This window comes from Vibrio sp. CUB2 (genome assembly GCF_001557945.1).
GTDB classification, from domain to species: Bacteria; Pseudomonadota; Gammaproteobacteria; order Enterobacterales; family Vibrionaceae; genus Vibrio; species Vibrio owensii.
This window is the reverse complement of the sequence record NZ_LNRB01000069.1, coordinates 1-697: the sequence shown is the minus strand read 5'-3', so window position 1 is coordinate 697 and position 697 is coordinate 1. Positions and strand designations below refer to the sequence as shown.

Annotated in this window: 1 protein-coding gene and 1 pseudogene; both read left to right on the top strand. The window is 40.0% G+C overall.

Annotated elements, in window-relative coordinates; all coding sequences use genetic code 11:
* A pseudogene (locus ATB78_RS30225) lies at positions 1-435 on the top strand (alkane 1-monooxygenase); the annotation flags it as partial.
* A 26-nt stretch (positions 436-461) separates the two neighbouring features.
* A partial coding sequence (locus tag ATB78_RS27860) for an LLM class flavin-dependent oxidoreductase (RefSeq protein ID WP_155647890.1) occupies positions 462-697 on the top strand: 236 nt, incomplete at its 3' end.

Below are 697 nucleotides of genomic sequence, written 5' to 3'. Positions count from 1 at the left end.
GCGACTGAACATGGCTACGATGTGACTAAGATTGACCACTGTTTGTCTTACATCACCTCCGTCGATCATGACTCAAATAAAGCCAAAGATATTTGCCGCAACTTCTTGGGTCATTGGTACGACTCATACGTGAATGCCACCAAGATTTTTGACGACTCTGACCAAACAAAAGGTTACGACTTCAATAAAGGTCAATGGCGTGATTTTGTGTTGAAAGGCCACAAAGACACTAATCGCCGAATTGATTACAGCTACGAAATCAACCCAGTAGGGACGCCTGAAGAGTGTATCGCGATTATCCAGCAAGATATCGATGCGACGGGTATTAACAATATTTGTTGTGGTTTTGAAGCAAACGGTTCTGAAGAAGAAATTATCGCATCTATGAAGCTATTCCAGTCTGATGTGATGCCATATCTCAAAGAAAAACAGTAATTAATATTTTCTAAAAGGAAAGAGACATGAAATTTGGATTATTCTTCCTCAATTTTATGAATTCAAAGCGTTCTTCTGATCAAGTCATCGAAGAAATGTTAGATACCGCACATTACGTAGACCAGTTGAAGTTTGACACGTTGGCTGTTTACGAAAACCATTTCTCGAACAATGGTGTGGTTGGTGCCCCATTAACAGTGGCTGGTTTTTTACTTGGTATGACAAAGAACGCCAAAGTGGCTTCGTTGAATCACGTTATTAC